At 49.5% G+C, this 24,062-nt stretch carries 22 protein-coding genes; 9 read left to right on the top strand and 13 right to left on the bottom strand.

The features are described 5' to 3' along the window. Nucleotides 1-292: 292 nt before the first annotated feature. From BOO20_RS03065 to BOO20_RS03045, 5 genes are all read right to left on the bottom strand, one after another. Nucleotides 293-625: a helix-turn-helix transcriptional regulator gene (locus BOO20_RS03065; RefSeq protein WP_076790481.1), complete on the bottom strand. Its 333-nt coding sequence runs from the start codon at nucleotides 623-625 to the stop codon at nucleotides 293-295. Nucleotides 626-891: 266 nt separating this feature from the next. Then, nucleotides 892-1,629, bottom strand: a complete 738-nt coding sequence (locus BOO20_RS03060; RefSeq protein ID WP_076790479.1) for a DUF3800 domain-containing protein — start codon at nucleotides 1,627-1,629, stop codon at nucleotides 892-894. Nucleotides 1,630-1,751: 122 nt separating this feature from the next. After that, nucleotides 1,752-2,651 carry a toll/interleukin-1 receptor domain-containing protein gene (locus BOO20_RS13295; protein ID WP_076790477.1) on the bottom strand — a complete coding sequence of 300 codons (900 nt, stop codon included), beginning with the start codon at nucleotides 2,649-2,651 and terminating at the stop codon, nucleotides 1,752-1,754. A gap of 174 nt (nucleotides 2,652-2,825) precedes the next feature. Beyond that, nucleotides 2,826-3,107, bottom strand: a complete 282-nt coding sequence (locus BOO20_RS03050; RefSeq protein ID WP_076790475.1) for a type II toxin-antitoxin system mRNA interferase toxin, RelE/StbE family — start codon at nucleotides 3,105-3,107, stop codon at nucleotides 2,826-2,828. Then, on the bottom strand, nucleotides 3,088-3,360 hold the full coding sequence (locus BOO20_RS03045) for a CopG family ribbon-helix-helix protein (protein WP_076790473.1): 273 nt from the start codon (nucleotides 3,358-3,360) through the stop codon (nucleotides 3,088-3,090). Before BOO20_RS03045 ends, BOO20_RS03050 begins: the two co-directional genes overlap by 20 nt. A 270-nt stretch (nucleotides 3,361-3,630) precedes the next feature. Between BOO20_RS03045 and proS the strand changes: the two genes are divergently transcribed. Further along, complete coding sequence (gene proS, locus BOO20_RS03040; RefSeq protein ID WP_076790471.1) at nucleotides 3,631-5,076, top strand: proline--tRNA ligase; 1,446 nt, start codon at nucleotides 3,631-3,633, stop codon at nucleotides 5,074-5,076. Between the two features lie 101 nt (nucleotides 5,077-5,177). Here the strand turns inward: proS and BOO20_RS03035 are convergent, their stop codons facing one another. Next, entirely contained in the window at nucleotides 5,178-5,768 is a 591-nt protein-coding gene (locus BOO20_RS03035) for a peroxiredoxin (RefSeq protein WP_076790469.1), read from the bottom strand. Between the two features lie 190 nt (nucleotides 5,769-5,958). Then, nucleotides 5,959-6,762, bottom strand: coding sequence for a DUF4349 domain-containing protein (locus BOO20_RS03030; RefSeq protein WP_076790467.1), 804 nt, complete (start codon nucleotides 6,760-6,762; stop codon nucleotides 5,959-5,961). Between the two features lie 187 nt (nucleotides 6,763-6,949). Between BOO20_RS03030 and BOO20_RS03025 the strand changes: the two genes are divergently transcribed. Then, a complete protein-coding gene (locus tag BOO20_RS03025; protein WP_076790465.1) occupies nucleotides 6,950-8,251 on the top strand; it encodes an NCS2 family permease in 1,302 nt (433 codons plus the stop codon). A 14-nt stretch (nucleotides 8,252-8,265) separates the two neighbouring features. Then, nucleotides 8,266-9,123, top strand: a complete 858-nt coding sequence (locus BOO20_RS03020) for a nitrilase-related carbon-nitrogen hydrolase (protein WP_076790485.1) — start codon at nucleotides 8,266-8,268, stop codon at nucleotides 9,121-9,123. A gap of 50 nt (nucleotides 9,124-9,173) precedes the next feature. On the opposite strand, the gene ispE is transcribed toward BOO20_RS03020, so the two are convergent. Next, the gene (gene ispE, locus BOO20_RS03015) at nucleotides 9,174-10,037 is read right to left on the bottom strand and encodes a 4-(cytidine 5'-diphospho)-2-C-methyl-D-erythritol kinase (protein WP_076790463.1); all 864 of its coding nucleotides are present in this window, start codon (nucleotides 10,035-10,037) and stop codon (nucleotides 9,174-9,176) included. 172 nt (nucleotides 10,038-10,209) lie between these two features. On the opposite strand from ispE, the gene BOO20_RS03010 reads away from it, so the two are divergent. Further along, a complete protein-coding gene (locus tag BOO20_RS03010; RefSeq protein ID WP_076790483.1) occupies nucleotides 10,210-10,989 on the top strand; it encodes an SPOR domain-containing protein in 780 nt (259 codons plus the stop codon). Between the two features lie 36 nt (nucleotides 10,990-11,025). After that, nucleotides 11,026-12,177 carry a sigma-54-dependent Fis family transcriptional regulator gene (locus BOO20_RS03005; protein ID WP_076790461.1) on the top strand — a complete coding sequence of 384 codons (1,152 nt, stop codon included), beginning with the start codon at nucleotides 11,026-11,028 and terminating at the stop codon, nucleotides 12,175-12,177. 82 nt (nucleotides 12,178-12,259) lie between these two features. On the opposite strand, the gene lnt is transcribed toward BOO20_RS03005, so the two are convergent. Continuing rightward, a complete protein-coding gene (gene lnt / locus BOO20_RS03000; protein WP_076790459.1) occupies nucleotides 12,260-13,876 on the bottom strand; it encodes an apolipoprotein N-acyltransferase in 1,617 nt (538 codons plus the stop codon). A 242-nt stretch (nucleotides 13,877-14,118) separates the two neighbouring features. Here lnt and BOO20_RS02995 point away from each other — a divergent pair, with 242 nt between their 5' ends. After that, nucleotides 14,119-15,219 (top strand): bacteriochlorophyll a protein, encoded by a 1,101-nt coding sequence (locus BOO20_RS02995; RefSeq protein ID WP_006366194.1) that lies wholly within the window; start codon nucleotides 14,119-14,121, stop codon nucleotides 15,217-15,219. Nucleotides 15,220-15,301: 82 nt separating this feature from the next. Here the strand turns inward: BOO20_RS02995 and BOO20_RS02990 are convergent, their stop codons facing one another. Further along, nucleotides 15,302-15,703: a MerR family transcriptional regulator gene (locus BOO20_RS02990; RefSeq protein ID WP_006366195.1), complete on the bottom strand. Its 402-nt coding sequence runs from the start codon at nucleotides 15,701-15,703 to the stop codon at nucleotides 15,302-15,304. 80 nt (nucleotides 15,704-15,783) lie between these two features. Here BOO20_RS02990 and BOO20_RS02985 point away from each other — a divergent pair, with 80 nt between their 5' ends. Beyond that, nucleotides 15,784-17,535 (top strand): ABC transporter ATP-binding protein, encoded by a 1,752-nt coding sequence (locus BOO20_RS02985; RefSeq protein WP_076790458.1) that lies wholly within the window; start codon nucleotides 15,784-15,786, stop codon nucleotides 17,533-17,535. A 101-nt stretch (nucleotides 17,536-17,636) separates the two neighbouring features. On the opposite strand, the gene purT is transcribed toward BOO20_RS02985, so the two are convergent. From purT to BOO20_RS02970, 3 genes are all read right to left on the bottom strand, one after another. Then, nucleotides 17,637-18,815, bottom strand: coding sequence for a formate-dependent phosphoribosylglycinamide formyltransferase (purT, locus tag BOO20_RS02980; protein ID WP_255372194.1), 1,179 nt, complete (start codon nucleotides 18,813-18,815; stop codon nucleotides 17,637-17,639). Between the two features lie 63 nt (nucleotides 18,816-18,878). Beyond that, nucleotides 18,879-19,208: a type II toxin-antitoxin system RelE/ParE family toxin gene (locus BOO20_RS02975; RefSeq protein ID WP_076790454.1), complete on the bottom strand. Its 330-nt coding sequence runs from the start codon at nucleotides 19,206-19,208 to the stop codon at nucleotides 18,879-18,881. Continuing rightward, nucleotides 19,205-19,486 (bottom strand): type II toxin-antitoxin system Phd/YefM family antitoxin, encoded by a 282-nt coding sequence (locus BOO20_RS02970; protein ID WP_006366198.1) that lies wholly within the window; start codon nucleotides 19,484-19,486, stop codon nucleotides 19,205-19,207. The genes BOO20_RS02975 and BOO20_RS02970 overlap by 4 nt, the downstream gene beginning before the upstream one ends. A 307-nt stretch (nucleotides 19,487-19,793) precedes the next feature. On the opposite strand from BOO20_RS02970, the gene BOO20_RS02965 reads away from it, so the two are divergent. Both BOO20_RS02965 and BOO20_RS02960 read left to right on the top strand, forming a co-directional pair. Continuing rightward, on the top strand, nucleotides 19,794-21,314 hold the full coding sequence (locus BOO20_RS02965) for a site-specific DNA-methyltransferase (protein ID WP_198935407.1): 1,521 nt from the start codon (nucleotides 19,794-19,796) through the stop codon (nucleotides 21,312-21,314). Nucleotides 21,315-21,327: 13 nt separating this feature from the next. Further along, nucleotides 21,328-23,955, top strand: coding sequence for a DEAD/DEAH box helicase (locus BOO20_RS02960; RefSeq protein WP_076790450.1), 2,628 nt, complete (start codon nucleotides 21,328-21,330; stop codon nucleotides 23,953-23,955). Nucleotides 23,956-24,062 lie beyond the last annotated feature (107 nt).

The raw sequence follows: 24,062 nt of genomic DNA, 5'->3' as shown, positions 1-24,062 counted from the left end.
AGCAGTGAAATGGTGTAACAAGTGCAGTTAGTTGTGACTGTCCCCTCAAACCTTTTCTCTTGCCATTCAGAACATTCCCCCTCGTGTCATCCCCGCCCCCCTTGTCATTTCGAAGCCTTCCCAGTGTCATTCCGAACGCAGTGAGGAATCTCCCGTTTGCTCGCTCTAAATCAGATCCCTCCTCCTGCCCGATCTAAAACGAAGCTAATGTGTGAAGCTTTGGAGCAGTGAGCGGGCGTAGTAAGTACAGTAAATCATGACCGTCCCATCGGGATCGGTATGGGCAGGCAAACTATGAATTCGGTTTAACTATTTGAATCACCAGTTTCATCCCGCATGCGGTTGCATACCTGCGCAAGGTGTTGAGCGAAGGTGAATGATCCTGCTTGCCAAGACTGGATTCAATGCGAGCAAGCACCGGCTGCGACACTCCCATTCGAGATGCAACCTGTGCTTGCGTTAGTCCTGCCTGTAACCGGGCATCCAACAACGCTGCCAGAGCTGCAAACTCATTTTCAAGCGCATCATATGCCACCCTGAATTCAGGGTCATTGGCACATTTTTCTGCCGCTTCTTTACCGGGATTAAGCCGTACCGGGTTATAGGTGTTATCGATGTTCTCCATGAACAATTATACCTTGCATGCTATTAACATGCAAACAAAATATTTTTAGCTATCCAGGCACGCTGAATTCCAGCTCGCCATAAAACGAGGATCATGAGCAAAGCTTCGGAGCAGTGTACTGGCGTAATATGCGCAATTAGGCCCCTCAGCGCTTGGACAACAATTTATTTGTTATAAAATAAAATTTACGGTAAGTTTCCGTCAAAGGATTGGGCTTTTCCCGGTCGACAATGAGGCTTTGGACTTTTTCCGAGGCCTTTTTGTTTTTATGGAAACACTTTTCTCTTCAGCTCTTTGCTTTTAAGGATTTCGTAGGTTCTGTTAGCTTGAGCAGGTCGCAAGTACTGAAGTGCCAGTGGCCTCGCAACAAGATCAGCAATTTGCAAGCCAGTTGAGTTGCTTGCTTTCGGCACGAAAACAGGTTCAAACTTCATTTTTTGAAAATCCGTCTCCTTGTAATACCAATCGCATTGGTTAGCGCAAATACGCCGGAACTCAAGCTCAAGCTGGGCATCTTCAATTTTTCCTCGTGCTTCGAGAAGTACATGTAATCGCTTCCCGCTCTCTCCCTGACTGCTCAAGTAGAGTAAAACCCTCTCCATGCAGAATCGTAATGCCAACTCATAGGGGTTGAAGGGAGTGGCATACTTGCTCAGCAGTTTCGGCTTGTCAATGATTGATGTGATAAGCTGTATGGGAGCATCGGCAATGATTTGAGTAAGCCTTTCCAAAAACTCTTCTCGCAAGGCTCTGTTCGTTCTCAACGTTGCGAATATGCCACTCTCTTTTCGGATATCACGTTCATGCAGTATAACCTGGTCGTGACCCCATATGTCAAGTTTCAACTTTTGAACAGTCGGCACAAGAAAGTTTAGATAATCGTGCTTGCTGATGATGCAAAACACCAGTGCAAATACGGGAAACTCCTTATCGGGCGTGACCAGCCCATGGTCGCCACTTTCATCGACAAAAACAAGATAATCGCTATAAGGAATGCCTTCCATCGGTAAAGAAATAAGGATTTAGACCTTGACCTATAAACAATCATTCATGCTCAACCAGACTCACACTCAAGCATATATTGAACAAAGAGTTATATCATTTACGAGCCCTAAGTATCATACATTTATCCTGCTTTCAAGTCACGCAGAAGGCGATTGAATGCCCTTTGGTAGGTATCGTGCTGTTTCCATTGGGTAAAGTCGCCGATGTGACGCTGGCGCTTCACGTTTCCTGCCCATCCGGTTGTGCTCTCCATGATTGCATCATCAATTCGTACCGGGAAAAGAACAGTTTTCTTTTGCTCTTTTTCGAGATCGAGAGCGTGCTCGACTTCATGCTCAACCCAGTCGCTTAGCACGGAGTGTTCTGACAGGATCAAAAGAAGCTTGTCATGAACACGGATTGAATCGTCGATTGTAGGGCGGATTTTGTCTCCGATCTTCAAATCATGCGGAGCAAACCAGCAGCGCACACCTTTTGCCTGCAAATCATTATGCAGCCGCTTTGCAAACTCTTCATCCAAGTGGCTGTAACTGATAAAGCATGAATAGTATTCAATACCTTTGCCGATCAGAGAGGGGATATAGGCAATAAACTCATCCGGCAAGCCGCAACCTCGAAGAAAGACTTCAGGAATATTTCCTTTCGACTTGTAAAGAGTATCAATACCGATAGAAGACGGGCCTACATGATTCAATGATTCAAGACCTTTACAAACACTCAGATCAATATTTGTGAATATTGTATCGCCAACACCAGCTTGAAAGAGGTCCGCAATATTTAGATGAGTCCCATTAAGATTGGCCCCAATTAAGTTAGCTCCGAAGAGATGCGCTCTGTTGAGATAGGTTCCGCTGAGATCCGCACGAAAAAGGTCAACTCTTTCGAGATTGCAATCACAGAGGTCATTCCCCCAAATAATGGCCGATCTCAGGTCGGGTTTTATATTTTGGTTATTCTCTCTCCACGCATTCCATACGTCCACACCCTGTTTCAGGATGTCGAGATGCTCTTGATTCGCCATTTTGATTGATTAGGTCAGTTTATCGTGTTGACAATCCATTCCCTTTAAAAACAGCAAGGGGAAGAACACTGCTGAAACAGTTCGCTTGTAAATATAACGTATTAGCCGGAAACTGCGGATGAAGCTCAGGGTATTGCTTTTTTTTTCGTCCACGAACAGGGCTCTGTTCAATGTTTATTGCGGAAACTCTTGGGCAGTGTGAAAAACAGTAAGAATCGTCACGGTGTTCTGGCGAACCGTGTAGACGACAAAATAGGGGCTGTCGGAAAAGAGCAGCTCACGTGTACCCACAAGACGTCCCGGTTTTCCGCTGTCAGGATAGGCGGAGAGCTGGGTTGCAGCTTTATTGATAATTGAAAGCGTTATCTCTTTTGACGCAGCCGGATTTTCCTGGGCGATATAGGCCTCAATCTCTTCGAGACGTCTCTTTGCTTTTTCAGTCCACTGTACCTGCAACCTTACCCCCCCAGAGTTTGGTCATCTCTTCCTGCGGGATAACATTACCCGCATCAAGGTCATCAAGCCCTGCCTGAATGCTTTTGATCTGCCATTCATTTATTGAGAGGTAATGGTTGATGGCCTCTTCGATAACAAAGGTTTTTGATCTTCTTGTTGCCTGAGCAAGTTGTTCAATCCTCAACTTCGTGTGCGCTGCAATTTTGAAACTGACCTGCTCCCGAACCTCCTTTCTCTTTGCTGCTGGTACCATCCCTACTCCTGCAATTAGTTTGTATTTCGACGTATTTCACTAAAATACCGAAAACAAGAAAAGTAACAAAGGTTTCTTTAGGAATCGGAGCGTATGCCCTGCAAATAATTAGACGAACCTGAAGTTCAGGTTTTTTTGCATCCAAGAGTCTGCTTTTTTGTATGTTTAGCAACAGGTTTTGCTGCTCTGCTCTAATCTTTTAGTTACCAATAAGCCAGAACCCGCTACAACGAATTTGCGCCTACTCACATAATCAAATTTTCATCTACCGTGGCAGATAAAATTACAACCAGAACCGAGGACTACTCCCAGTGGTATATTGACCTTGTCCGCTCGGCAAAGCTCGCAGACTACTCCGATGTACGGGGCTGTATGGTCATCAGGCCGAACGGCTATGCGATATGGGAGAAGATGCAGGCAGCACTTGACCGGATGTTCAAGGAGACCGGGCACGTCAACGCCTACTTCCCGCTCTTCATTCCCGAAAGCTTCATTGCAAAAGAGGCCGAACACATTGAGGGGTTTGCCCCGGAGTGTGCGGTTGTCACCCACGGCGGAGGCGAGGAGCTGGCTGAAAAGCTCTATGTGCGCCCCACTTCCGAAACCATCATCTGGTCATCCTATAAAAAATGGATTCAGTCCTACCGTGATCTGCCGATTTTGATCAACCAGTGGGCAAACGTTGTGCGCTGGGAGATGAGAACCCGACTCTTTCTGAGAACAACCGAGTTTCTCTGGCAGGAGGGCCACACCGCTCACGCCACCCCTGAAGAGTCGCAGGAGGAGGTAATGCGCATGATCAACGTCTACAAAACCTTTGCCGAAGAGTATATGGCCATGCCGGTCATTATGGGCAAAAAAACCGACAGCGAAAAATTTGCCGGCGCAGAGGAGACCTACTGCATTGAAGCGATGATGCAGGATACCAAGGCGCTCCAGGCAGGTACCTCCCACAATCTCGGCCAGAACTTCGCCAAGGCGTTCGACTGCCAGTTCCAGACAAAGGAGAGCACGCTTGATTACGTATGGGCAACAAGCTGGGGAGTCTCGACACGCCTGATCGGCGCCCTGATCATGGCCCATTCCGACGACCGCGGTCTGGTGCTGCCACCAAAACTGGCTACCCGTCAGGTTGTCATCATCCCGATTCTCCGGGGCGACAAGGCCGCAGTCCTTGCAAAGGCAGAGTCCGTTGCCGACTTGCTGAAACAGAGCGGCATACCCGCCTTTGTTGACGGCAGCGAACAGAACTCACCTGGCTGGAAGTTTGCTGAGTATGAACTACAGGGCATTCCGATCCGTATTGAACTCGGCCCGAGAGACATCGAGAACAACATCTGCATTGCCGCACGCCGCGATACGCTGGAAAAAACAGAACTTGCTCTCGACGACACCCTGCCGCTGAAAATCAGTGAAATCCTCAACGGCATTCAGCAGAATCTTTACGACAGAGCGCTCCTCTTCCGTGATGAGAACACCTTTGAAGTCACGAGTTACGATGAGTTCAAAACAGCTATCGAAAAGGGATTTGTAATCGCCCACTGGGACGGCACTGCTGAGACAGAAGCGAAAATCAAGGAGGAGACCAAATCAACCATCCGTGTGCTCCCCGAAGAGGCCGACTACATTGAGCGCTACAATATGCGGATACCGGGCACCTGTATCTACTCGGGCAAACCCGCTGCACAGAAAGTTGTTTTTGCCAAAGCCTACTGAGCAATCCGGTCATTTACCGCACAAAAAAATACCCCGTTCTGTCAGGCAGAGCGGGGTATTTTTTTGTGTAATAGAATTGCTGAATAAAGTGGCGCCTGAACTTAAGCCTCCTTGAAGAACTCCTTCAACCCGTCATCTGTCGGCTTCATGGTTTTGTCGCCCTTGTTCCAGTTTGCCGGGCAAACTTCGCCATGCTCTTCGGTAAACTGCAATGCGTCAACCAGACGAAGCACCTCATCAACATTGCGGCCCAGCGGCAGATCATTGACAACCTGGTGGCGGACAACACCCTCCTTGTCGATCAGGAAGAGACCTCTCAGTGCTATTCCGGCACCCTCAAGGAGCACATCATAGTCCGCCGAAACACTCTTGTTGATGTCGGAGAGAAGGGTGTAGGTTACACCCTGAATACCACCCCTGCTTCTCGGGGTCTGCAACCATGCAAAGTGGGAAAACTTTGAGTCAACCGAACAGCCGATCAGCTCAACATTTCTCTTCTTGAACTCATCGAGCTTCTCCTGGAATGCATGCAGCTCTGTCGGACAGACAAAGGTGAAATCAAGCGGATAGAAAAAGAGCACGACATACTTTCCGTGGTAGAAGGAAAGCTTGCATGAATCAACAAACTGCGAGCCGTTAACAACTGCGGCAACATCAAAATCCGGCGCCTTGCGGCCGACTAAAACACCCATGGTATTCTCCTTGTCTGATATAAAGTTACGTGAAAACAATTAAAATGGACTAATTTTATCCAATATAAGATTTTCTATCTATTCCTGCAAATAATAAAGAGCTTAACCCCCTTAAAAAGTTCATGAACACATCCTTTTCCAGTTTACTGCATGGGCTGGCGGATGACGGTTTTCCATTATGAAACAACACTTATGGCTGTTTCTGTTTTTTCGCTGCTTTTTTCGCACCAATTCGCCTGATCATGATGACAACAATCGGAATAATGATGAAAAATGGCCAGGCATTGACCATAATGACTATAAACTGTACGAGATTATTCCACCCGTTTTTGAAGCCGACTCCGAAATCGGAAAGGAAGGTGGCTGGTGCCGATATATTTTCATAAAAGGTAATGGTCAGCGAGCTCAAGGCAACCGCATCCCTGAGATAGAGGGGTCGTCCCTCAACAGATTCAATCTCCGAACGCAACTCTCCGATCTGTTTTTCAATCGCAAGAATATCCTCTATTTTACCGGCCTTGCCCAGCAGCTCCCGGTAGCGCTGCTCGGTCTCCTTTTTAACCTTCAGCCTTGCCTCCACATCGATAAACTCTTTGGTGACATCGGTAATGGAGATATTTTTCTCGTCAAATCCCTCTACCCCCTCGGTGACCTTGCGGACAAAAGAGTCAAACTTTTCAGCAGGAACCCTTACCTCGACTTTCTGCTCTACTTTATCACTGTACCTGTTTTCACTCTCCTTTGCCATGAAGCCGTCACTCGCTCTGAGCGCTGCGTCGATTTTTGTTCTTGTCTCCTGAAGAGAGCCGGTCTGGAAAGTGATTACGCCCTCCTTTATTATTTTTCTGCTCTCGACTGCAAGTTGCCTTTCACTCGATACAACCTGAGCTGCCGGTGCCGGACCTGATCCCGGGGCCTCCTGTTTACCGCTCCCGCAACCGGAAACAAGAAGCGCCAGAAGGCTGTAACGCAATAACTTTACAATAGTTTTCATGATTTTGCTCTTTTAATCAATAAAGAAGGAGCCAATCCGACTTATCTTTAAAGATAAACTAATGGCTGAATGCCCGCAATGGCAACTCTCCTGGTCACGAAATTCAGGCCGACCAAACTTCACCATTTTCGCTCTTTATGCGTATCTTGGCTTTATAACAGGCACTTGCCTCAACCAGTCACGAGTAATGCAATCCTACTTCAACTTCAGGGAGCATCGCACCAGTTACCGGCAGGAGACACTTGCTGGCGTTACGACATTTTTCACTCTCGCCTATATCATCGTTGTTAACCCGGCGATCCTTGCCGCAGCGGGCATCCCGAAAGGTCCATCCATGACCGCAACCATTCTCACCTCCATCTTCGGTACCCTCCTGATGGCGGTATACGCCAAGCGCCCGTTTGCGGTTGCTCCCTACATGGGAGAGAACGCCTTTATTGCCTATACAGTTGTCCAGACACTCGGCTACTCTTGGCAGACGGCAATGGCGGCCATCTTTATCGGCGGCGTTCTCTTCACCCTCATTACTATCGGCGGGCTTCGCCAATGGCTGGCTGAAGCTATTCCCGGTTCGCTCAAGCACAGTTTTTCAGGGGGAATCGGTCTCTTTCTTGCCTTTCTGGGGCTCAGCGAGATGGGGATTGTAACACTTGGTGTCCCCGGCGCACCGGTACAACTTGGCAATATTGCTCAACTCCCGGTACTGTTAAGTCTTGGCGGGCTCTTCCTTACCGCCGTTCTTCTCATCCAGCGGGTAACCGGTGCCATTCTTGCCGGAATAGTGGCCACAACAGCTCTCTTTCTTCTGACCGGTCTGGTGCCCCTTCCTGCAACGGCCTTCAGTATGCCGCCCTCCATCGAGCCGATCTTTATGAAAATCGACCTGCAGGGAGCGATGACCTGGGGATTTGCCTGCGTGATCATCAGTGTGCTGGTGATGGATTTTGTCGATACCATGGGCACCCTCTTCGGCCTCTCATCGAGAGCCAACCTGCTTGATGAAAAGGATAACCTGCCGGAGATTGAAAAGCCGATGCTGGTCGATGCGCTCTCCACGATTGCCGCGTCACTTTTCGGCACCACGACAGCGGGCGTCTATATTGAGTCAGCCGCCGGTATTGAGCAGGGAGGAAAAACCGGATTTACGGCGCTTGTTGTGGCCGCGCTCTTCGCTCTTGCCCTCTTTTTTTCACCTGTTCTGACCATTGTTCCGCCCTTCGCCTACGGCCCGGCGCTGGTTATTGTCGGCATGTTCATGCTGCAATCGGTAACAAAAATGGATTTCACCGACTACAGTGAGCTCCTGCCTGCCTTTCTGACCATCGCCCTGATGATCTTCACCTTCAATATCGGCGTCGGGATGACTGCCGGGTTTATTGCCTATGTTCTCCTGAAACTCTTTACCGGAAGGGTGCGTGAGGTGCGCGGCGGCATGTGGATACTTGCGCTGCTCTCCTTTACCTTCTATCTTTTCTACCCCTACCATTAAATTTGGAGCTGACGATGCTGACCGCAAAACTGCGAATAGCCCAGAGTGACTGCACCCTTGCCAATTTTGACGAGAATCTTGAGCGCCACTGCACCCTGACGGAACAGGCTATCCGGGATGGCGCCGATGCCATCGTCTTTCCGGAACTCTCCCTGACAGGCTACAACGTCCAGGATGCCGCACAGGACATCGCCATGCATATCGAGGATTCACGACTTGCTCCGCTTCGTGAACTGAGCCGGAAGATCACCATCATCTGCGGAAGCATTGAACTGAGCGAGGATTACGGAGTCTATAACTCAGCGCTTATGTTTGAGGAAGGAGTTGGCCGGAGTATCCATCGCAAAATCTATCTGCCGACCTACGGCATGTTTGAAGAGTTGCGCTACTTTTCGGCCGGCCAGCAGATCAAGGCGGTCAATTCAAAAAAGCTCGGAAGAATCGGGGTGGCAATATGCGAGGATTTCTGGCACGTCTCGGTGCCCTATCTGCTTGCCCACCAGGGAGCAAAACTCCTTCTGGTACTCATGTCAAGTCCGCTCCGACTCTCTCCCGGAAGCGGCAATCCGGCCATCGTAACCCAGTGGCAGACTATCGCATCAACCTATGCCTTCCTCTTCAGCAGCTATGTGGCCTGTGTCAACCGTGTGGGCAATGAAGACAGCTTCACCTACTGGGGCAACTCATCACTTACCGGGCCGGACGGCAGCGTGATTGGTGCAGCTCCACTTTTTGAGCCGCATATCCTTGATGCTGTGCTGGATTTTGCGGAGATCAAACGCACCCGTCTGCACTCATCCCACTTCCTTGATGAAGATCTCCGCCTGATCGCCGCTGAACTGAACGATATCATTGTTCAGCGACCGCAGTAATTTCAAATGGGCACCACTATTAAGCTATTCTGCGGTGCCCGAAAGAACTGCTATCGGGCCATGGTAAATCCCGGAGGGGTAAGGCTCTTGCGGTAGTTTTCAGGGAGTCGCTTCATGGCTTCGAGTGCATCACGCTCCTCTTCAAAGAGCCCGAATACGGCAGATCCGCTGCCGGAGAGAGAGGCGAAAACAGTTCCGGCATCAAGCAGAGCGCTCTTGACCGCGCGAACAGCAGGAAAATGGTCAAACACGGCCGGCTCAAAATCATTTTCAAAAAGAGGAAACATCGCTTTGTTGCCACCAAGGCAGAGCTCTGAAGCACTCTTTTTCAGGTCAGGAATTTGGCGCTCAAAGCGCTTGTAAAAATTCCGGTATGCCCAGACCGTCGAGATATGCTCTTCGGGAAAAACCGTCACCACATACCAGGGAAGCGTGAAACCCAAATCCTCAAGTTCATCGCCGATCCCCCTGGCATAGGCAAGGCCTTTCATGGAGAGAAAATAGGGGACATCTGCGCCGAGTTTCACCGCAAGCGTGTGCAGGTCGGTTTGAGAGACGTTGAGCTGCCACAGCTCATTGAGCACCCTGAGCACGGTTGCTGCATCGCTGCTTCCACCTCCCAGTCCGGCACCGAAGGGTACCTGCTTGAGAAGCGTCATGGAAACACCTTTTGACGTGCCGGAGAAGTGCTGAAGCGATCTGGCCGCCCTGATGCAGAGATTGTTCTCATCAACCGGAAGGTCAACGTTGGAACAGCTCATCGAGACCGTTCCGGATTCGGTAAATTCTATGGTGTCGTACCAGTTGATTGGCGCAAAAATGGTCTCAAGCGTGTGGTATCCGTCATCGCGTTTGCCGGTGATGAGCAATCCGAGATTAATTTTTGCAAAGGAGTTAACCGAAAGAGTCTGCATGACGAGTGCCTGGTTTAAAAGTAAGCTGTAAAATACCTGATTGCCCGACTATCCCTTTAATTGACGCCGCTCATAAGGTTTTTTTGGGATTCCCTTTATAAGAAAATATTTGGCATATTGATCTACTCTGATGGAAAAGCAGACCAATACTGAACAAGAAGAACCGGAAACCATGTCTTTTGACTATTCAAAGTGCCGACCAGGAAAAAAAATCCTGCTGCAATGTGTCGCACTTCTCGCCCTGCTTCTCTTGCCGACCGCTCTTTATGCCCTTGATAATGCCTCATACGCTCAAGAGATACGAAAGTACGTCGATGAAGATAAGGTTTATTTGTTAGAAAATATCCGTCAAAAAGTAACCCGCAAGTCAGAACAGATCGTTATTGAAGCGCTCCTTTCGGAAGACGGGCCACAGGCGTTTGCACTCTACCGGAAACAGTTACGGGAGTATCCGGATCCGGCAATCGATCCGCTCAGTTCATCACGAATAGCCGCATACAACCTTGTCAAGCTGAGTCCGCCAGCTGAGCCTGAACTTTCCGCATCTCTACCCATACCCCGGAAGCTCTCCCCGGAACTGCCGGACAGCACAAAACAGTCGGTAACACCCCGCACGGGAGTTCCAGCCCAGCCGAAAACTGCCGGAACAAAAGACACAACAAAGGCAATTACGGCACTGCGGGCCAAAGCCCTCGGAGCTTCACTTACGGCCCCTAAAGAGATAAAAAGCATGACCGGAACGGGAACCTGCACCCTGCAGTTCGGAAGTTTTTCAAACAAGGAAAATGCAGAAACCCTTGCAGGGAAAATGGCCGGAAAGCTCCCGGTAGAGATTGTTTTGCAGGGCAGAATGCATAAAGTGCAACTGAAAACAAATTACACCTCGCATGAGGAGGCGATAGCCGCAGCAAAAAAACTGCCGTTCGACTCCATTGTTGTTCCAGTCAGGTAACGGTATGAGAGGTTGAATCAAAGCCGGAAAATCCCGATGAAACGAGAGATAACCATCGATGGACAATCACTCCTGATCTCCCAGCTCAAGCAACTTGCCCTGCAGGTAGCTGAAACCGATATTACCGTCCTGATCATCGGAGAGACCGGTTCGGGAAAAGAGGTTCTGGCACGTTACATCCATGCCCACAGCCGGCGTGCCGATAAAAGCTTTATCCCTGTCAATTGCGGAGCCATTCCTGCCGGAATTCTTGAGTCGGAACTCTTCGGCCATGAAAAAGGTGCCTTTACCGGGGCAGTACAAAGCAGGAAGGGTTACTTTGAAAGTGCAGACCGGGGCACGATTTTTCTGGATGAAATCGGTGAAATGCCGCTCGAAACCCAGGTAAAGTTTCTCAGGGTGATTGAGTCCGGTGAGTTTCAACGGGTAGGATCATCGGAAACCATCTACTCTGATGCACGCATTATTGCCGCCACAAACCGGAACATGAATCAGGCTGTTGCGGAAAAAAACTTCCGAGAGGATCTCTTCTACCGGCTGCGAAGCGTTGAACTCCAGATACCGCCGCTCAGGGAGAGGGGTCGGGATATCTTGCTGCTTGCAGAAAATTTTGTCCATGAATTCGAGCGCAAGCACACCATTGCCTTTGAAGGATTCAGCCCCGATGCCGCTGAAATGCTGATGCGATATGCGTGGCCCGGAAATGTCCGGGAGCTGAGAAATCTTATAGAGTCCCTGCTTGTACTTGAAAAAGGCAGATACATAACCCCGGAACTTCTTGAAAAACATCTGGTGCAGCGCAACCGTTACAAAAGTCTGGTCCACGACCCGGTCAGATCGGAAAAAAACGAACTTCAGGCCATCTACAGCGGAATTATCCAGCTTCGCCAGGAGATAGGAGATATCCGCCAGATGCTCCAGCATCTGATCCAGTCGCGACCACACTCCCCGCTGCTGCTTCCTGATGCTTCAGTAACCGCTATTCGGCTCAGTTCCGGCCCGCTCAACAGCGCAGAGGAAAATACCGGGGAGGCCCTCTCCGCATCTCAGCTCTCTTTGAACGATATCGAAAAAAAATCCATAGCCACTGCTCTCGAAAGCTTTCAGGGCAATAAACGAAAGACCGCCCAGGCTCTCGGCATTACCGAACGCACCCTCTACCGCAAAATAAAGACTTACGGACTTTAATGAACTTTAAACTCCCCTCTCCCGGTATCCGCCTTTAAATCTTTTATAGGTACCATAAGACTTATAAGACCTATAAAAAAAACTACACTTTCCGCCTTTTCACAAACGCCACCCCGATAAGCACAACCGATAGAACCGATGCGACTTTCGGCAACAGGTCGGGATTGCGGGTGTAAAAGCTGAGGCGACTCTCAAGCGGGACATCCGCTGTCAAGGTCAGCTCCTGCCACCAGGGTAGTTCCGCTGTAATACGCCCGAACTTGTCAATAAAGACCGTAAGCCCGGTATTGGCACATCGGGCCATTGCCCGGCGATTTTCGATGCAGCGTATCCGGCCGATCGCAAGATGCTGGTATGGGCCGTATGATGTTGAATACCAGCCGTCATTGGTGACAAGGGTTAGAAACTGCGCCCCCTTACGGACAAACCCGGTAACAAGCCCGGGAAAAATGGATTCATAACAGATAATATTGGCGGTCAACACCTTACCGTATCGTGCGCTTGGCAGCTCCATAACCGTGCTCTCGCTCCCTCTTCCCCAACTGCTTATGCCTGCAAGGGAGAAGGTGAAATTTCCCAGCCAGGGAAGATACTCAACATAGGGAACCCTTTCGGCAAACGGCACCAGGCGCATTTTACGGTAGATCTGCGGGGGCCTCTCGCCCGGCACAAGCAGCATTGAAGCGTTGTAGGTCTCATAGGGCTGACGGAGAGCCCCGTCATATTTCCCCGGGTTGTCAGGATTCGGTGAACTGCCTTCAGGATAACGGACAATATCAGAGTACCCGGTCAGAAGTGCCGTGTTCCAGCGACGGAGTGAGCTTCGAAGCGAAAGAAGATCTGCTGCATAGGGGCTGTCGAGAATGTAAAACGGAATAGCCGTTTCCGGCCATATAACCAGCTCTGGTCTGTTTTCACGAACCGCCCTTCCGGTAAGCTGGTAGTATCGCTCCATGATGTCGGAACTGTGTTGAATACCCCATTTTTTGTGGGGATCAATATCCGGCTGGATGAGCGTGACCCTGAGCTTCGCAATATCACGCTCTGATGGACTCTCCTGATAAAACAGAGCGGTCGAATAGAGGAGCGGGAGGGCAATCATCATTACCATGGCAGAAACAGAAAGGATGACCTCCCTGCGATTTCCGGTCACAGCCAGCAGAACCAGTATATTAAAAGAGAGAAGCCAGAAACTTATCCCCCATACTCCGGTCAGATCGGCATACTGAATCATAAAACTGAGTGCGGACTGGGAGTTCCCGAGAGTAAGCCAGCCAAGGGAGAGATCCTGCTGCATATAGAGCCACTCCCATGCCACCCAGAGAAAAGGAAGAGCAAAAAGGGCATATCGAAACCCTGCAAGACGTTTCAGTGCATAAAAAACGAGCAGGGGCACTGTCAGAAAAAATGCCTGCGCAATGATGGTAAGTACTCCGCCCGGCAGAGTCGCAAGTGAGACCCACCAGAGGCTGATCGTGCAGAAAAGCAGCATGGATAGATAAACCCGCCGGAAAAACTCCCCGACCGGCTCATCGCGCTGAAAAGAGAGGAGAAGCGGAACAAGAGCAACCCATGCAAGCGGCTCAAGGTGAATAAAAGGATAGGAAGGAAAGGAAAGTCCGAGAAGGGTTCCGCTCCAGAGGGAGGGGAGGAAACGGGAATGAATCAGCTTTTTCACGGTCAACGAGAATGAAGTCATCTTGAGTTCAAAGAGTTATCATCTGAATCAAAAAAGAAATAAAAACAACCGACTGAAACGCGAAGCCGAGAGAAGTATACAATATTTAGATCGAACAGATAATCACGTAAAAGATATTTTGCTTTAATTATTGATTTTTATTCTTTAAATTTATTCCAAGCTGTTATTTAACAGGAATGGACTGCTCAAAATTTTCCTGCAAATATCCAATTTCAACGCCATTAGAAAAAGGAGAAATCACTATGGCTCTTTTCGGCACTAAAGACACCACCACCGCACACTCCGATTACGAGATCGTTCTTGAGGGCGGATCAAGCTCATGGGGCAAAGTAAAATGCCGGGCGAAAGTTAATGTGCCCCCGGCACTCCCCCTGCTGCCGGCTGACTGTAACATTAAAATCAATGTAAAACCTCTTGATCCTGCAAAAGGGTTTGTCAGGTTTTCCGCAGTAATCGAGTCAATTGTTGACAGCACGAAAAACAAACTGGTTGTCGAGGCTGACATTGCCAATGAAACCAAGGAAAGAAGAATCTGTGTAGGAGAAGGTTCCGTTTCCGTAGGTGATTTCTCCCACTCATTCTCCTTTGAAGGCTCCGTTGTCAACCTCTTCTACTACCGCTCAGACGCAGTCCGCAGAAATGTCCCGAACCCGATTTACATGCAGGGACGTCAGTTCCATGACATTATCATGAAGGTGCCTCTTGACAATCCCGATGTTATCGACACCTGGGAAGGCACACTGAAAGCACTTCAGTCCAACGGATCGTTCAATGACTGGATTCGCGAGTTCTGGTTTATCGGACCTGCCTTTACTGCACTGAACGAAGGCGGACAGAGAATTTCAAAAATCGAAGTCAACAGCATCGGCACCCAGAGCGGCGAAAAAGGCCCGGTCGGCGTTACCAGATGGCGCTTCTCTCATGGCGGTTCCGGTATTGTGGACTCCATCGCACGCTGGGCAGAACTCTTCCCTGCTGACAAACTCAACAGACCGGCAACGGTTGAAGCAGGATTCCGTTCCGACTCACAGGGTATCGAAGTCAAGGTTGACGGCGATTTCCCCGGCGTATCGGTAGATGCAGGCGGCGGCCTTCGCAGAATCCTGAACCACCCCCTCATTCCGCTTGTACACCACGGCATGGTTGGCAAGTTCAACGACTTTACCGTCGATACACAGCTTAAAATCGTTCTGCCTAAAGGATACAAAGTGCGTTATGCTGCACCGCAGTTCCGTTCACAGAACCTTGAAGAGTATCGCTGGAGCGGCGGCGCTTATGCCCGCTGGGTTGAGCATGTCTGCAAAGGCGGCACTGGACAGTTTGAAGTCCTCTACGCTCAGTAAGCATTACAGCATCAGTAACAGAAAAACCGGCCAGGAGCCGGTTTTTCTGTTCTATGTTCCTTCGCTGATAAAAGACATCCACCTACCCCAGCAACTGCAAAATATCCTCAATCTCCTCCTTGATCTCTTTCATAAGTGAGAGACGACGCTCGTCGACAACCGTATTGCGTTTCTTCTCCTGGCCAATCTGTTTCTGGAGCTTCAGAATCTCTGTGGTCTTGTGATCACCTTCACTATCCTTGAGAACCCCTTTGACAATCTCGCTGGCTTTGCCGAGCCGGTACCCTTTCTCATAGACCAGCTCCTTGATATTGAGCACCATAGCGATATCCCGGTTGGTATAGCGCCGATTGCCTCTGGTATCCCTGGCCGGAGCAAGTTCAGTAAAAAAACTTTCCCAGTACCTGAGCAGATAGGATGGAATACCGGCGATTTTACTCACCTCACCGATGGAGTAGTAGTTTTTTCTTGAATCGAATGCCATAAAACGGAAGTGACTGATGAATTTTGATTTCCCTATTCTTATTATACATTACTACCGTCACGATCAAAAACATATGACGGATGAAAAATCTACTCAGCCTTAAACCCTACCTGCTCCGGTATAAAAAAAACCTGCTGGCGGGTTTTTTCTACGTCATCCTGACCAATCTTTTCGCTGTCATCGGACCAAAATATATCGGCATGGCCATCGACACCATGAACCGGCGCTTCGAACTTGAGCATGTACTTGGTGATACGGCTCTCTATTTTCTCTTTGCACTGCTCAGCGGTTTTTTTCTCTTTCTGGTGCGCCAGAACATTATTGTCATCTCAAGAGAGATTGAATTTGACCTTAAAAACGACTATTTCAATCATCTGCAGAAACTCCCCCGGAAATTTTACAACACGACCAGTACCGGGGAACTCATCTCAAGAGGCACCAACGACCTGAATGCCGTCCGGGAGTTTCTCGGACCCGGCATCATGTACTCCCTCAACACCTTTTTCCGGCTCTTTTTTGCACTCGTAGCCATGATTGCACTCTCTCCGAAACTGACCTTTTTTGCTCTGCTTCCCGCGCCGCTTCTCAGTTATTCAGTCTACCGAATCGGCAGTTCCATGCAGAAACGCTCGAAGAGCATTCAGGAGAGCTATGGAGCCATTACCAATCTTATCCAGGAGAATCTTTCAGGAATCAGGGTCGTAAAAAGCTATACCCGTGAATCTTTCGAGATCGAGCGGTTTCAAAAACTCAACAAAGAATACTACAGCAAAAACCTTTCACTCGGAAAACTTCAGGCACTCTTTTTTGCTTTTCTCACCTCGCTTACCGCGTTCTCGCTGCTGCCGGTTGTATGGGTCGGTGGAGTGAGCGTCATTGAGGGCAGTATGACGGTCGGAGGAATCGCACAATTTATCGTCTATGTCTCCATGCTGAGCTGGCCGATCATCTCGATCGGATGGGTCACCAGTATTGTCCAGAGAGCTGCATCAGCTCAGGTCCGACTTGACGAAATTTTTAGCATAGAACCCGAAATCGAAGAAAACAGCAGTGACATCAACTCCGAAGAGGAGTTCAAAGGGGCACTCTCATTCCGGAATGTGCGGTTTCACTACCCCGGCCAGGAAAAGAGCCCGGTTCTGAAAAACATCTCTCTCGACATTGCTGCCGGATCAAAAGTAGCCATTGTAGGCGCAACCGGCTCGGGAAAGAGTACGCTCGTCAATCTGATACCGCGCCTCTACGCGCCTGATGAGGGTACTATCCTGCTTGACGGACGGGATATCCGGACGCTGCCGCTCAAAACCCTGAGAGAACTCATCGGCTTTGTTCCCCAGGTGAACTTCCTCTTTTCCGATACCATTGAAAACAATATCAACTGGGGAAGCCGGGAAAATGATGCAAGTGAGGTCATCGCAGCAAGCCGCATAGCGATGCTCTATGATGATGTTGAGGAGTTCCCGGACGGATTCGAAACCATGCTTGGTGAAAAAGGGATCAACCTTTCAGGGGGGCAGAAACAGCGTGCCTGTATAGCCAGAGCCATTGCCTGGAAACCGCAGCTTCTGGTGCTTGACGATGCCCTCTCCGCTGTTGATACCGATACGGAATCCCGGCTTTTCGAAGCCCTGCTGGAGTGCCTCCCGGATACCACGGTCCTCCTCATCAGCCACCGGATTTCCACCGTTAAAAACTGCGACCGGATCATTGTGCTCAAGGATGGCATGATTGCCGAGAGCGGCACCCATGCAGAGCTTCTCGAAGAGAACCACCTCTACGCCGAACTCTACAACCAGCAGCTGCTCGAAGAGGAGATTCTCTCGATTTCGTAGAATACCGGGCAACCACAACGGATTGCCCCTGCAGATTTATTCTCCCGGTAAAACATCCATGGAAACAGGATTATCTCCATTGGTCGTCTAATCCTCTCAATTCACAATTCCGTGTTGAGCACCTTCACCTTTGCGGCATTGGCTATCGCCTTTGCTTTCAGGGCATCAACATCGCTCCCCAACTGATCGCAGGCCAGTGTCACAGCCATTCTCCGGTAAGGGCGGGTTGCAGGTTTTCCGAAAATCCGGATGTCGCTGCCGGGCTCTTCGAGGGCATCCTCAACTCCGGTGTAGTAAGGATTCGTGCCCGCCCTGTCGGCCAATACAACCGCACTGGCGCCCGCCTTCAACAGGGTGATTTCCGGTATCGGCAGACCGAGGACCGCCCTCGCATGCAGTTCAAACTCCGAAAGGTTTTGCGTACCGGCAAGTGTAACCATACCGGTATCGTGCGGACGGGGGGAGAGTTCGGAAAAATAGATCCCCTCATCAGCGAGAAAAAACTCCACTCCCCAGATTCCCGCACCTGTCAGCGAACGGGTAACCTTTTCTGCTATCTCCTCAGCCTCTTTCAGATGGGCATCACTGATCATGCAGGGCTGCCAGCTCTCCTGATAGTCACCCCGCTCCTGACGGTGACCTATCGGGGGACAGAAGAGTGTTTTCCCGCTCTTTTGGGTCACGGTCAGGAGCGTTATTTCAGTATGGAACTGCACAAAGGCCTCCACAATCACTTCAGCTATATCTCCGCGTTTGCCGCTCTGCGAATAGCTCCAGGCTTTTTCAATATCAGCTTCACTTTTGACGGTTGACTGCCCCTTGCCCGACGAGCTCATCAGCGGCTTGACCACACAGGGAATCCCCACCTCCCCCACTGCTGCATGCAGCTCTTCAAGCGACGCTGCATAACGATAGTTTGCCGTACGAAGTCCAAGCTCTTTTGCGGCAAGATCACGAATGGCTTTCCGGTTCATGGTAAAGTTGGCCGCACGGGCTGACGGAACAACCTGTATTCCCTCTTTTTCATAGTCGTAAAAGCGCTCGGTCCGGATCGCCTCTATTTCCGGCACGATCAAGTCGGGCTGGTGTCTGGCAACAATAGCATCCAGCGCGAGACCATCAAGCATGTCGATCACCTCCCGCCCGTCTGCCACCTGCTGCGCCGGAGCATCGTTGTAGCTGTCAACGGCAATCACATGGTGCCCCAAACGCTTGACGGCAATAACAAACTCCTTTCCCAGCTCCCCGCTGCCGAGCAGCATAATTGTCTTTTGTTTCACAGGTAAAAATTATTCTTTAAAAACCGTTGCGATGATATTTCCCGGGCATTTGAGTAAAAGCAGTTACAACTGAACGAGACGGTTCAGCAGAATATCTTCAACATTACGGCGGCCGTCAAGGAGCGCCATGACATAAACGTTGCTCTCAGCAATCCGGGACAACAGCCTCCACGGAGAGATAATCAGCTCCCGATAGATAAAAATACCATTCGAATGAAGTTCCGAAACTATTCGGCCTTGCTCGGGCAAGCTATATAACGATGCCGCTTTGTTTCTGATTTTTTCCAGAACATGCAAAGCATTCTGTGGATTGTCACTCGCAATAAAAGCTGTAATATCTCCGAGATCCCTTTCAGCAGCGTGAGTCCATAAAACCTTATAGACTACACTCATGGTGTCTGCTCTCTTAACAAACGTTCAAGATCGCTGAATACCTCCTCTTGCGGTCGTATGTTACCTTTTCGGACATCCTCTTCACCCTGGGCCAGCAGTTTCAGCAATCCGAGAGCATTGCGCATCTCTTCATAGCTTTTCGGGTCCTGAAGAACAGCTCGCGGCTCGCCATTCTGGGTAATAATCACCGGACGATGCGTCTCGTTGATCTGATCGAGGAGATCAGCAGCTTTTGCCTTGAGATAGGTGACCGGTTTGATGTCGTTAGTAATATGCATCGCTTCCCCTGTTCGTTGATTCTTCAATCCTAATATAGTACGATATTCGGTCTGATGAAAGGGCGCTATCAGAACTGTTACACAACGGCAAAATGCTAAAAAAAATCAAAAGCAAGCCCTACCATACTTGTGCCACGTATGGCAGGGCTTATTTCAAAAGAGAATTTATTGATCCGCTCTCAGCGTAACGATGTTCAAAAACTGCCTGCATAAAGCAAATCCTTGCGTATCTTTACCTGTACTCTATATTTACAGTCGCGCCCGAGCCGCAAAGCAAACGACAGGCTGATTTGCGAAAACCATCTATTTGACGTCAGGAGAAAAAGATACTATGCCGCTTTTGCATTGGCTTACCCGAGATACCGATATTCATGCCGCCACCAGTACCCCATACCGCTTGCTGGAGGAGGCTCGGGAATTTTCATTCGGTAAGCGCGACACCCCGAATATGCTGATTCAGGGAGACAACCTTGACGCCCTGAAAGCTTTGCTCCCCTATTACGCAGGCAAAGTGAAGTGTATCTTTATCGACCCACCATACAACACCAGAAGCGCATTTGAGCATTACGACGACAATCTGGAGCACACCAAATGGCTCGCAATGATCTACCCACGCCTTGAACTGCTGCGGGAGCTGTTGGCAGAAGACGGAAGCATCTGGGTAACGATTGACGACAATGAAGCGCACTACCTGAAGGTGATCATGGATGAGATATTTGGACGCAAGAATTATCTGGGAGACTTAATTTGGAGAAAAAGAAAAGGCGGGGGAAATGACTCACATTTCTTTGCCAAAGATCATGACTATGTAATTGGTTTCGCTAAAAATTCAGATAAAAAAATCCACTCAAACAAATGGCGTATTTCTCAAAGTGAAAAATATCTCAAAAGGTATAAGGAATGTGACGAAGAAGGTTACAGATACTATTGGGACACATTAGCTCGTGACGGTCTACAAAACCCAATTGTTGTAAATATCGAGTGCCCAGATCACACCTGGATTACTTTAAATTCTCAAAAATCTGAAAGCACCATACAAAAAGAACTTCAATCAGGATCAATTAAATTTGCAAAAGGAAAGAATGGGTGGACACTACATCATAGGGTCTATATGCCCAACGGTCAGGTATTGAGATCTATCCTGGATCAGGTAGGAACTAATAAAGATTCAAACGATGAAGTAGCGGCGATCTTTCATAATTCAGAGTCGTTTGATTACCCAAAACCGGAAACACTGATAAAAGCGATACTGGAACTTTGTACCAAACAAAACGACCTTGTTCTTGACTCCTTCCTTGGCTCAGGAACAACCGCTGCCGTTGCACACAAGATGGGACGACAATACATCGGCATCGAGATGGGCAACCATGCCATGACGCATTGCGTACCTCGCCTGCAAAAGGTGATTGAAGGCGAGCAGGGCGGTATTTCCGAAGCTGTGGGCTGGCAGGGCGGTGGCGGGTTCCGCTTCTATCGCCTCGGGGTTCCTGTGTTCGATGAAAACGGTCACGTTGCCAAAGATATCCTTTTCGCGCCTCTGGCAGCCCATCTCTGGTTTCTGGAAACCGGTATTCCCTATTCCGGCAGCGCAGACTCTCCCTTTCTTGGAAGTCATGAGGGGGTCGGATACTATCTGCTTTATAACGGTATTCTTGGCGATAAACGACCAAACGGAGGAAATATACTGACCACCAAAATTCTTTCCGGCCTGCCACCTCACAAAGGGCCAAAAATCATGTTCGGCGAAGGATGCCGATTAAGTGAGGAGCGATTGGGCACCGAAGAGATCATGTTCCGGCAAATCCCCTATGATATCAAAGTGCGCTAAGACGAAAAAAGCTATGGAACTAAAAGACTTTCAACGCACCGCTCTCGATACCTTGACTACCTTCCTTGAGCATGCACGGTTGTCAGGTAACCCGGAAGAGGCATTTCTCAAGACCCTGAGGGAGCGCAGACCGGAAGAGAACCTCCCTTCATATCGCACCATTGCAAAACTCGCAGGAGTCCCCAATGTCTGCCTGCGTCTGCCGACCGGAGCAGGAAAAACCCTCTTGGCTGCACACAGCATTGCCGTTGCCGGGCGATCATATCTTGAGCGGGATTATCCGGTTGTGTTGTGGCTGGTGCCAACAAGCACCATCCGAAAACAGACGGCTGAGGCATTGAAAAAACCATCCCATCCCTACCGTGCCGCAATTGACGATGCGTTTGAGGGAAGAGTATCAGTTTTCGATATCAGCGAGATTGAGCAGATCAGACCGCAGGACCTGACCGAACGAGTCTCCATTATCGTTGCCACGATTCAGAGTCTTCGTACCAGTAATCCGGATGGACGGAAAGCCTATGCCCATTCAGAAAACTATGAACCCCACTTTGGCCATATCCCTGTCAATGCTCCTTGGCTGGAACGGGACGAGAAGGGCGATCTCAAATTTTCATTCGTCAACCTGATGGCGTTTCACCGCCCTCTTGTTATGGTGGATGAGGCTCACAAAGCGGGAACAAATCTCTCGTTCGAAATGCTGGTCTCATTGCGCCCCTCCTGCATTATCGAATTTACTGCCACACCGAATACTGATCCCCGAAACGGCAGCAATATCATCTTCCGGGCTTCTGCCGCTGAGGTGAAGGCTGCTCAGATGATCAAGCTTCCGATTATTCTGACCGAACACCCCGACTGGCGAGCCGCCGTGCACGATGCGATAGAGACTCGGGCACGACTTGCGGAGACAGCAAAGAGCGACCCGAGCTATATCCGGCCGCTGACGCTCTTTCAGGCGCAGGACAAGGGGCAGGAGGTGTCTGTTGAGGTTCTAAAAAAGTATCTGATTGAAAATGAAAATGTTGCACCGGATAAAATCGCAATTGCAACTGGAATGCAGCGTGAACTTGATGCCATAAACCTTTTTGATCCGGCATGCCCCATTGAGTGCATTATCACCGTTGAAGCACTCAAGGAGGGATGGGACTGTTCGTTTGCCTACGTCCTTTGCTCCGTAGCCAATATTGGTAGCGCAACCGATATTGAGCAACTGCTTGGGCGTATCCTTCGTATGCCCTATGCGAAAAACCGCCCTGATGAAGCATTGAACCGCGCCTATACCCATGTGTCAAGCCCGCGCTTTGGTGAAGGAGCGCGTGCACTGACCGATACACTGGTACAAAAAATGGGTTTTGAACAGGACGAAGCCGCATCTGTCATTGTATCGCAACAGCTTGCCATCCCCGGCTTCGAGCCAAAAGAGTTTTTACCTGAGAGTATACCCGTCCTGCTCCTCACCATGGAGAGCACTCCTGACCTGACAGGACTCCCCCTCTCTGAAGCCGAACGTAATAAATTGGAAACCTGGCCGGATGGAACCATAACCGTTGGCCTGCAGGGTGAAATTTCCGAAGAGATGGAAAAACGACTTGTTGCCGCAGTGCATCCTGAAAGACGCGAAGCCTGCCGGGCATCAGTGAGGCAACACCGTATATCGCACCACAACAGCATTTCACCTGTTGAACGCGGCGCAAAGTTTGCCGTACCTCGACTCTTTCTGAATGTTCAGGGAGAGCTTGAACTTGCCGAAGAAAAATTCATACTCGACCTTGGTGGCTGGACACTGAATAACTGCAAAGCAGAACTGACTCCTTCGGAGTTTGCCATCAAGGATACTGCTGAACGCTGGGAGGTTGACTTGAAGGGCGAAAAAGTAATCTATCAGCATATCGATCAAAACACGCAACTTGAAATCGGTGCCCTGAAACTCGACTGGACTGAGTTAACCCTTTCTCGCTGGCTTGACAAAGCGTGCCGTCAGGAGGACATCACACAACCAGTCATGCTTGAGTTCTGCCGGAAACTGATCGCCAACCTTATTGAACATCGAAACATTCCGTTACACGACCTGCTGCGATTCAAGTTCCAACTTGCTAAAGCGACACAGCAGAAAATCACAGCCCTCCGTCAGCAAGCTTATGCTGGATACTATCAAACTTTTCTGTTTGACCCTGTAGCCACTGTTGAAACATGTTTCAATGACGGATTCGCTTTCGATAAACGCCCCTACCCTGCAGCCTGGGCTTATCGTGGCCGTTACCAGTTCAAAAAACATTTTCACGGGATGGTCGGTGAGCTTGATGAAAAGGGTGAGGAGTTCGATTGCGCACAATTACTCGACAACCAACCAGAAGTGAAACACTGGATCCGGAACCTGTCTGGCCGCCAGATAACCTCCTTCTGGTTACCAACTTCGACCGACCGCTTCTATCCCGACTTTGTTTGCGAACTCAATGATAGCAGAATTCTTGTGGTGGAATACAAAGGCGGGGATCGCGTCACAACCGACGACACAAAGGAGAAACGCAATATCGGTGAACTGTGGGCCGCAAAAAGCAAGGGGAAAGCTCTCTTTCTTATGGCTGAAAAGAAGAATGCCAAGGGGCTGAGCATCTCAGAACAGCTTGTTCAAATAATTGGCTGACGCCTGTTGATAAGGAAGGGCACCTCTATTTATTTGTTCCGAAACCCTATGACTGCGTTGGGCGGTGCTCGAAATCCTCATGTACTCCGTGTACACTCCGGTTTCTG

It is taken from the genome of Chlorobium sp. KB01 (assembly GCF_001975465.1).
Lineage (GTDB): Bacteria > Bacteroidota > Chlorobiia > Chlorobiales > Chlorobiaceae > Chlorobium.
This window is presented reverse-complemented; position numbering and strand designations above follow the sequence as displayed.